7 protein-coding genes and 1 pseudogene are annotated in these 8,758 nt (G+C 70.0%); 3 read left to right on the top strand and 5 right to left on the bottom strand.

What is annotated here, in order from left to right:
* Positions 1-98: 98 nt before the first annotated feature.
* The 4 genes from KS423_RS30470 to KS423_RS30455 form a co-directional block, all read right to left on the bottom strand.
* Complete coding sequence (locus KS423_RS30470) at positions 99-1,112, bottom strand: carbohydrate ABC transporter permease (protein WP_224282998.1); 1,014 nt, start codon at positions 1,110-1,112, stop codon at positions 99-101.
* A gap of 25 nt (positions 1,113-1,137) precedes the next feature.
* Positions 1,138-2,493 carry an ABC transporter substrate-binding protein gene (locus KS423_RS30465; protein WP_224282997.1) on the bottom strand — a complete coding sequence of 452 codons (1,356 nt, stop codon included), beginning with the start codon at positions 2,491-2,493 and terminating at the stop codon, positions 1,138-1,140.
* Positions 2,494-2,597: 104 nt separating this feature from the next.
* Positions 2,598-3,788 carry an ROK family transcriptional regulator gene (locus KS423_RS30460; RefSeq protein WP_224282996.1) on the bottom strand — a complete coding sequence of 397 codons (1,191 nt, stop codon included), beginning with the start codon at positions 3,786-3,788 and terminating at the stop codon, positions 2,598-2,600.
* An 838-nt stretch (positions 3,789-4,626) separates the two neighbouring features.
* Complete coding sequence (locus KS423_RS30455) at positions 4,627-4,947, bottom strand: hypothetical protein (protein WP_224282995.1); 321 nt, start codon at positions 4,945-4,947, stop codon at positions 4,627-4,629.
* A 153-nt stretch (positions 4,948-5,100) separates the two neighbouring features.
* Between KS423_RS30455 and KS423_RS30450 the strand changes: the two genes are divergently transcribed.
* Entirely contained in the window at positions 5,101-5,952 is an 852-nt protein-coding gene (locus tag KS423_RS30450; protein WP_224282999.1) for a helix-turn-helix transcriptional regulator, read from the top strand.
* An 11-nt stretch (positions 5,953-5,963) separates the two neighbouring features.
* On the top strand, positions 5,964-6,161 hold the full coding sequence (locus KS423_RS30445; RefSeq protein WP_224282994.1) for a DUF397 domain-containing protein: 198 nt from the start codon (positions 5,964-5,966) through the stop codon (positions 6,159-6,161).
* Positions 6,162-6,368: 207 nt separating this feature from the next.
* Here the strand turns inward: KS423_RS30445 and KS423_RS30440 are convergent, their stop codons facing one another.
* A complete protein-coding gene (locus KS423_RS30440; protein WP_224282993.1) occupies positions 6,369-7,532 on the bottom strand; it encodes a mechanosensitive ion channel family protein in 1,164 nt (387 codons plus the stop codon).
* Positions 7,533-8,027: 495 nt separating this feature from the next.
* Here KS423_RS30440 and KS423_RS30435 point away from each other — a divergent pair.
* A pseudogene (locus tag KS423_RS30435) lies at positions 8,028-8,537 on the top strand (HNH endonuclease); the annotation flags it as partial.
* Between the last annotated feature and the right edge of the window lie 221 nt (positions 8,538-8,758).

The following is an 8,758-nucleotide window of genomic DNA, read 5'->3' as shown; positions in this document are numbered from 1 at the left end:
GCCCGGGCGGCGGGGCCGCCGGGGCGGGAGGGGCCGGCGGAGGCCGGCGCCTTGGTGAGTGTGGTGCCAAGAGTCATGATCAGGTCCTCACAGGCCCGCTAGTCGTCGCTCGCCGTGAAGCCGGAGCGGCGGCGGAGCAGGATCGAGGTGACGGCCATCGAGATGGCGAACAGCACCAGGGCGACGACGCAGGCCGCGCCGTAGTCGAAGCGCTGGAAACCGAGGTTGTAGACCATCTGCGGCAGGGTCCAGGTGGAGCCGCCCGGGTAGCCGGGCTCGAACGGCTGGCCGGAGCCACCTGCGATGCCGCTGGCGACCTTCCCGGCGACGATCGCCTGGGTGTAGTACTGCATGGTCTGGATCACCCCGGTGACCACCGCGAACATGATGATCGGCGAGATGTTCGGCAGGGTGACGTACCGGAACCGCTGGAACGGGCCGGCGCCGTCCAGCTCGGCCGCCTCGTACTGCTCCCTGGGGACGTCCAGCAGCGAGGCCATGAAGATGACCATCAGGTCGCCGATGCCCCACATGGCGAGCAGGGTGAGCGCGGGCTTGGACCAGTCCTCGGAGGCGAACCAGCCGGGCTGCGGCAGGCCGAGCTCGCCGAGCAGGTGGTTGACCGGGCCGGTGCCGGGGTTGAACAGGAAGGCGAAGGCGACGGTCGCGGCCACCGGCGGGGCCAGGTACGGCAGGTAGAAGGCGGTGCGGAAGAAGCCGGCGCCGGTCTTGACCTTGGTGATGAGCATCCCGATGCCCAGGCCGAAGGCGACCCGCAGGCTCACCATGACGACGACCAGCCACAGGGTGTTGCGCAGGCCCTGCCAGAAGGTCGGCAGCTGGTTGAAGACGTAGTCCCAGTTCTTCAGGCCGCTGAAGGTCGGGGAGCCGAAGCCGTTGTAGGAGGTGAAGGAGAAGTAGAGGGTGGAGACCAGCGGGTAGACGAAGAAGACGCTGAACCCGATCAGCCAGGGGGAGAGGAAGGCGAGGGTGCGGGCCGCCTCCCGGCGGCGCTTCCGGCGCAGCAGGTGCTGCGTGGAGGGCGCCGCCGGGCCGGTCGGTCCCGCGTCGGCCTCGTCGCTTCCCTTGCGGGTGCCGAACGCGAGTGACATGGGAGCTCCGTGGACCGTTCCGGGCCTACTTGGCCTGGGCGATGTCGGTGTCGATCTGCTTGGCCGTGGCGGCCAGGCCGGCCTGGAGGTCGGTCTGCTTGCCGGACTCGTAGTCGTAGCCGAGGTTCTGCAGGGTGATGATGTAGCTGCCGCCGTTGACGGCCGGCGGGGTGGTGGTGGAGTTGGCGTTCCTGGCGACGTCCAGGAAGGTCTTGACGTTCTCGTCGCTGACCAGCTTCGGCGAGTTGAGCGCGTCGAAGGTGCTCGGCACGTTGTGGATCGCGTTGGCGAAGCCGACCACCGCGTCGGTGTCCGTGGTCAGGTACTTGACGAACTCCCAGGCGGCGGCCTGCTTCTTGCTGGTGCTGGCGATGCCGACGATGGTGCCGGTCTGGTAGCCGCGGCCGTAGGTGTCGGCCTGGTCGTCCGGGACGGGGAAGGCGGCGGTGGCCCACTCGAAGTCGGGCTTGTCCTTGGCGAGCGAGGCGGTGCGCCACTCGCCGTCGAGGATCATCGCGACCTGGCCGGTGTGGAAGGGGTTCTTGGCGCTGAACTCCTCGCCGAAGGTGGCGCGGTACTTCTCCAGCTTGTCGTAGCCGCCGAGCTGGTCGACCAGGCCCTTCTGCCACTTGAACATCGCGGCGACCTTCGGGTCGGTGGCGATGTTCGACTTGCCGTCGGAGCCGAAGTAGGTGGGGCCGTACTGGCCGAGGAAGTGCTCGGTGGTGTTCTCGTAGCCGTGGTACAGCGGCATGAAGCCGAGCTGCTTGTACGAGTCGCCGTCGGCGACGGTCAGCTTGGCGGCGTCCTCGGCGAACTCGCTGAAGGTCTTCGGCGGGTTGGCGATGCCGGCGGCGGCGAAGGCCTTCTTGTTGTAGTACAGGCCGTAGGCGTCGCCGAGCAGCGGCAGCGAGCACTGGTTGCCCTGGAACTGCGTGTAGTCGAGCATCGTGGCCGGGAAGGTCTTGGCCGGGTCGATGCCGCTCTTCCGGAGCATCGGCTTGAGGTCGACGAAGGCCTTGGTCGAGCAGAACATGCCGACGTTGTTGGTGGTGAACGAGGAGACCACGTCCGGCGCGTCGGCGCCGCCGGCCCGCAGGGCCTGGTTGACCTTGTCGTCCGCGAGGCTGTCCACGGCCTTGACGTGGATGTTGGGGTGGCTCTTCTCGAAGGCGGCGATGTTGTCGTTGATCGCCTTGATCTCGTTCTCCTGGCTCCAGCCGTGCCAGAAGGTGATGGTGACGTCCTTGCCGCCGGCCGAGTCGTCGCTGCCGCCCGAGTCGCTGGAACCGGTGCAGGCGGAGGCGAGCAGGGCCAGGACGGCGCTGCCGGCGACGGCGGCGATGGTGCGGCGGCCTCTGCGGGAGGTGGTGGCGTGCACTTCGGGATCCTCCTGGGGGTGCGCGGGCAGGCCTCGTTGCCTCGGGTCCCGCGTTCGGGGGTTGGGGAGAGCTGGGTGCAGGGAGCGAGGTGACAGGGGGAGCGTCAGTGGGTGGAGAAGACCGCCTCGCGGGCGTCGGACAGGGCACGTTGCAGGGCGCCGAGCAGGACCGGTGAGCCGGGCAGGGCGCTGCTGCGGACCTCCGGCCGGGCGATGGAGATCCGCGCCAGTTCGTCCTCGACCAGCGCGCGCAGGCGCTCGCCGCCCGCGCTCGGCACCACGCCGGAGAGGACCACCAGCTGGGGGTCGACGACGGCGACGATCACCGCCAGCCCGACGGCGAGCCGCCCGGCCAGCTCGGCGAGGAAGGCGTCGCCGGCGCCCGGGGTGGCCAGCGCCTTGGCGACGGACTCCTGTGCGGTGGCCGCTCCGAGCCCGTGCTCACGGGCCAGGGCCCGGACGGCGGGTGCGCCGACCAGCGCCTGGAACCCGCCGAACTTGCGGCGGCGGGCGTCCCACTCGACCGGCGAGTCGGGCAGCGGCATGTAGCCGACCTCCCCGGCGCCGCCGGTGAAGCCGCGGTGCAGCCGTCCGGCGATCACGATCGCCGCGCCGACGCCCGCCCCGGCCCAGAGCAGGACGAAGTCCTCGAAGCCGGCCGCCGCACCCGAGGACCGTTCGGCGACGGCGGCCAGGTTCACGTCGTTCTCGATCGACACCGGCGCGCCGATCGCCCCGGTCAGCTCCTCGACCAGTCGCGGCGAGTGCCAGCCCGGCAGGTGGGAGGCGTAGCGCAGTTTGCCGGTGACGGGGTCGGGGGCGCCGCCGAGCCCGATCGCGGCGGTGCGCAGGCCGCCCTCGGGGATTCCGGCGGCCCGCGCCGCCTCGGCCACCGCGGCGGCGACGGTCGGTACGGTGCCGGCGGCCGGGACGCCCTTGGTCGGCACGGTGTGCTCGGCCAGCGTGGTGCCGGTGATGTCGGCGACGGCGACCCGGATCTCGCTGTTGGTGACGTCCAGTCCGGCGACGTACCCGGCGGCCGGATTCACCTGGTACAGCTGGGCGTTGGGGCCGGGTCCGCCCGCCGTGGTGCCGACCGGCAGGACCAGCCCGGCCGCCTCCAGCCGGGCCAGCAACTGGGAGGCGGTGGGCTTGGACAGCCCGGTGAGGGCGCCGATCTGGGTGCGCGAGAGCGGCCCGTTCTCCAGCAGCAGTTCGAGGGCGGCGCGGTCGTTGATGGCGCGCAGCAGGCTGGGGGTGCCGGCGAGGGGGGCCTTGGCGGTGCTCTTGGTCATGCCCGGAATCCTCCTCTTTCGGCTGGTCGGGACGGTCCGCGGGTGGCGCCGACGCGGGGAGCGGGCGGGCTTCGGGCGAACTGTTAGGAAACTTTCCAGTCGCTTGGGAAGGACCGTAAGGGCCGTGTCGGCGGGGTGTCAATGGTGGGTGGAGCGGAGGATGCCGAAGCGTTACCGGACAGCACGAAGCCCCGCCCCCGCCGGAGCGGGGCCAACACTCGCCTAGCCTCCAAGGACGGAAACTTATATAAAAAGGAAAAAATAAGTGCGCCGCCCCTCCTTGGGTGGGGAGGGGCGGCGCATCGATGAAACGAAGCATGGAAGAAGACGGGAATTGTGGTGATGCTCCTCGGATCGCCGAGGAGCATCACCACGAGAAGTGCTCCAATGAGGGGGCGGCGCAAAAAAGCAAGCCAGCTCTAAAAACAGGCGCGGCGGCCTCCTCTGGTGAGGAGGCCGCCCAAAGGCAGATCGTCGGCTTCCGGGGCCGTCCAGCGCGTCCTGCCGCTCCCTTGAAGCAAAAAAGAGAAGAAGCCGGGTGCCGCCCCTCGGTGTGCCGAGGGGCGGCACCAGAAATAAAAAAGACGGCAGTGTCCGGCGTTCTGCGCAGGAAGTCGGCCAGACCGACTTCCTGCGCAGAAGGCGGGAAGGCTGTGGATCCATCACAGCTTCTCTCTCCGTTCCGCCGCGATCGTGGTCGCGGTGGAACGGAGCGCGATGCGGGTGACAGGGAACGGATGAGAAGAGCGGGCCCGCGTCCAAGATCCGAGCCCGCCGCATCCCTCGCGGCCCACTCGCGCCTGCTCGTCCGCTGACAGGCGCGTCGGCAGGCTGGAGGTCAGGCGGCCTCGGGTCGGTCCAGCCGCGCGGTGATCCCCGGGCGCCCGGCGAAGTGGTGCAAGGCTCGATCGGGAGACGTGAGAGTCATCCGTGCCCGCCCGTCGACGCCGACCACGTGTGTCGGCCCGTCATTGTCGACGAGTCCCCAGGCCGCGACCCATCCGTCGGCGTCCGCAGGGCCCTCGCCGCACACCTGCACGACGGCGAACAGCCGGGGTGCGGTGTCGAGCACGAGCTCGCACAGATCCTGGTCGAAGGGGTCGGGAACGGTCGGTGTGAGCGCGGCCAGACGGGGGTTTTGCGAGGGCTCAGCAGTCATGGAAGTCTCCTGCCTCAAGGCATGGTTGAGCCAACGGCCAGCACCTTCAGTAGCTGATCCATGTCATACGGTAGCGCTGACATGGCATAGTTTCCATGTAGTCCATTGAAGACTTGCCATATCACACTCCTGGCAGTGAATGAGAGGATCGCGATGGCATCGAGTGGCACCCCGACGTTGCGGCAGCAGCGACTTGGGTTTGAGCTGCGCAAACTTCGCGAGAATGCCGGGCTCAGCTCAACTGCGGCCGCAGCTCTCGTCGGTGTGAACCAGGGCCATATGAGCCGAATCGAAGCGGGCCGCTACGCGGTGAGCGCGGAGCGCGTCCGCGCGTTCGCTCGGGCGTATGCATGTACGGACCAGAGTCTGATCGACGCTCTTGCCGGTATGACAGGCAGGCGGACCCGGGGGTGGTGGGAGGAGTACCGCGACATCCTGCCGCCGACCATGCTCGATCTTGCTGAAACGGAACACCATGCCACGGCGGTGCGCATCGCCTCGGTGATCCACATCCCCGGCCTGCTCCAGACCGCCGACCACGCACGTGTGCTCGCCAGTAATGTCGTACCGCCTCTGACGCCACCCGAGGTGGAGCACCGCGTGTCGTACCGGATCAAACGGCAGGCCGTCGTCTACGGCCAGCGGGCGATCCCGCTCACCGTAATCGTCCATGAAGCAGCCCTGCGGATGGGGTTCGGCGGGCCGGCCGTGGCCCGCGCGCAGCACAGGCACCTCATTGAGGCGAGCACCCGTGAGAACGTATCCGTCCTCGTGATTCCCTTCGGTGCGGGGACGTTCCCCGGCTCCGGGCAGTCCATCGTCTACTGCTCCGAGGTTGTGCCCCAGCTCGACACTGTGCAGCTCGATACGTACCACGGCTCCGAGTTCCTTGACGCCCATGCGCAACTGGTGAAGTACCAGAAGGTTCTGGACCTCATGGAGGCCTGTGCCCTCAGCCAGGCGAAGTCGCGTGATCTCATTGCCCGTATCGAAAAGGAAGCCTGAGAGGAAGCGCCATGTCAGATCTCAACTGGCAGAAGTCCAGCTACAGTTCCGAGTCAGCCAACTGCCTCTACCTTGCCGCAGGCCCCGACCGCAGCATCAAACTCCGCGAAAGCGATGAGCCCGACGTCGTCATCACCACAACGCCCGGCAAGATCCGCGCCCTTCTGCGCGGCATCAAGGAGGGCGAGTTCGACCACCTGACAAGGTAGTTCCTCCTCGGGCGGGCCGCCTGCGCGTACCGAGAAGCGACGAGGGCCTGCCGGCTGTCCGCTATCTCATGCGCGAACTCGAACTCCTGCGTGAGCCTTCCCCCGCTGCCCTCGACCGCCAGCGGCGGGCCCACCCCCGTCCTCTCGCTGCCCGCCCCCACGGTGGTGGGAGCGGGGCCTTCGTCCCCTCTGTGCGAACCGCTTCCGCTACGGGGCCGGCTCCCCCTTCGCCGCCGGGATCGGCTCGGTCGCCCGGAACCGGGCCGAGGCCGGGTCGGCCAGCGCGGACGGTGCGGTCTGCTCGGCGGCCGGCACCGGCGAGGGCGCGATCACCACGCCGGTCGCCCCGGCCGCCGCCGGGACCTCCTCCTTGACCTTGATCCCGGCCTGGTCGAAGGCCACCTTCAGCCGCTGGCGCAGCGCCCGGGAGACGGAGGCCGCCTTGCCCGGGGCCGTTCGGGCCTCGACCCGCACCACCACCGAGTCCGAGGCGACCGACTCCACGCCCAGGATCGACACCGGGGCCCAGATCAGCTCGTCGTACGGGGCCTCCTTGGCCATCTCCTCGGCCGTCGCCAGGATCAGCTCCTCGACCCGGACCAGGTCCTCCTTGTACCCGACCTGCACGTCCACCGAGGCGGTCGCCCAACCCTGGCTCATGTTGGCGATCCGCTTCACCTCGCCGTTGCGGATGTACCAGATCTCGCCGTTCGCGCCGCGCAGCTTGGTCACCCGCAGGCCGACCTCCAGCACGGTGCCGGTGGCCACCCCGGTGTCGATCTCGTCGCCGACGCCGTACTGGTCCTCCATGATCATGAAGACCCCGGAGAGGAAGTCGGTGACCAGGTTGCGGGCGCCGAAACCGATCGCCACACCGGCCACACCGGCGCTCGCCAGCAGCGGCGCCAGGTTCACCCCCAGCGCGGAGAGCACCATCAGCGCCGCCGTGCCCAGGATGGAGAAGGAGGCCACGCTGCGCAGCACCGAGCCGATCGCCTCCGAGCGCTGCTGGCGCCGCTCCGGGTTCACCACCCCGGTGTTGGCCAGCAGCCCGCCAAGCCGGCTCTCCTCCTGGTGCTCGGAGGTGCGCGCCATCCGCCCGATCAGCTGGGTGATGAGCTTGCGCACCACGGCCCGCAGCACCAAGGCCAGCACGATGATGAAGACGATCCGCAGCCCGGAGGCCAGCCAGCCCTGCCAGTGGGTGTCGAACCAGCTGGCGGCCTGCCGGGTGGTGTCCGAGACCTCCTGCGCGCTGGTCGGGATCCGCAGGTCGAGCTCGGGCAGCTGCGCGGTGGGGCTGGGGGCCGGCGTCGGGGTGGTGAGCGTCGAGGACGCGTCGGACGGACCGGTGGCACCGGAGCTGAACACGTGCGGACCTTCCTGGCTGGCGTGCGTGGCGGGCCCGCACCGCCGAGGAGCGGCCCGCGGACCGTGAGCGTCAGCCTATCCGCCGTCGGACGCCCGCCGGGACGCGCGGGAAACCTCCCGCGAGGGTGGTCGAGGGCGTACGGAACGTACCGAACGCCCCGTCAACGCACCCGTACGCTCCCCCCGCACCCGGACTCCGAGGCCGTCCGGGCCAGTCGGGGCACTGCTCCGGACGGCCGATCCGTGCCCCCGGAGGGACCCCCGGCAGGGTCACCGGGGCGGGCCGCTCCGCCACCCGGGTGCAACCCGACCTTCCCCCGGGCATACCGGCTATGACCGAGACCACACCCGGAGTTCACGCAAGGTCCGTTACACAGGAGTGGTGGCGCCGTACAAAGGCGTAAGGCGACACTGGGGGAGATCGCGCACGAGTGGCGCGATCCAACCGCTCGTCCCGGCGCGAGCCACGCGCCGCAGGCGTCCAAGGAGGCATCCGTGCCGCATGTCCTGGTCCTCAACGCGTCCTACGAGCCACTCGGCGTCGTATCGATGCGCCGCGCACTCATCCTGGTCCTCAACCACAAGGCGGTCAGCCTGGAGGACTCGGAAGTCACTCTGCACAGCGCCACCAGCGCCCTTCCGGCGCCGTCCGTCGTCCGACTGACCCGCTTCGTGCGGGTCCCGTTCTGCGGGCCCGTCCCGCTCACCCGCCGGGCGCTGTTCGCCCGCGACCACGGCCGCTGCGTCTACTGCGGGGCCGCCGCCACCAGCGTCGACCACGTCATCCCGCGCAGCCGCGGTGGCCAGCACCGGTGGGACAACGTGGTGGCGGCCTGCCGCCGCTGCAACCACACCAAGGCCGACCGCCACCTCACCGAACTCGGATGGCGGATGAAGCGACCACCCGCGCCGCCCAGCGGCCTGGCCTGGCGCATCATCGGCACCGGGATCAAGGACCCGCGGTGGCGGCCCTACCTGGAGCCCTACGGCGGCGCGGACCAGCTGCGCGCCCCGCAGTGGGGCGAGTACGAGCACCACGACCGCACCGAGCAGCCGGTCCACCCCGTCCCGCTCGGCCGGGCACACCCCGCCCACCCGGCCCCCGTCCGCCGCGGCGAGCAGCCCGAACCGCTCTCCGCCTGACCCAGCTCCACAAGGGCCCGCCCGTCACACCGTCGGTACGCGCCTCATGGGCCGCCGAGCCCCCCGCACCGGGGAGCCGGCGG

It is taken from the genome of Streptomyces sp. LS1784, assembly GCF_020103755.1.
GTDB lineage: Bacteria > Actinomycetota > Actinomycetes > Streptomycetales > Streptomycetaceae > Kitasatospora.
This window is presented reverse-complemented; position numbering and strand designations above follow the sequence as displayed.

What these genes read in the sequence shown, in the direction of transcription:
- KS423_RS30470 (WP_224282998.1), bottom strand. Translation starts at nt 1,112, where the DNA reads ATGTCACTCGCGTTCGGCACCCGCAAGGGAAGCGACGAGGCCGACGCG.
- KS423_RS30460 (WP_224282996.1), bottom strand. Translation starts at nt 3,788, where the DNA reads ATGACCAAGAGCACCGCCAAGGCCCCCCTCGCCGGCACCCCCAGCCTG.
- KS423_RS30455 (WP_224282995.1), bottom strand. Translation starts at nt 4,947, where the DNA reads ATGACTGCTGAGCCCTCGCAAAACCCCCGTCTGGCCGCGCTCACACCG.
- KS423_RS30450 (WP_224282999.1), top strand. Translation starts at nt 5,101, where the DNA reads ATGGCATCGAGTGGCACCCCGACGTTGCGGCAGCAGCGACTTGGGTTT.
- KS423_RS30445 (WP_224282994.1), top strand. Translation starts at nt 5,964, where the DNA reads ATGTCAGATCTCAACTGGCAGAAGTCCAGCTACAGTTCCGAGTCAGCC.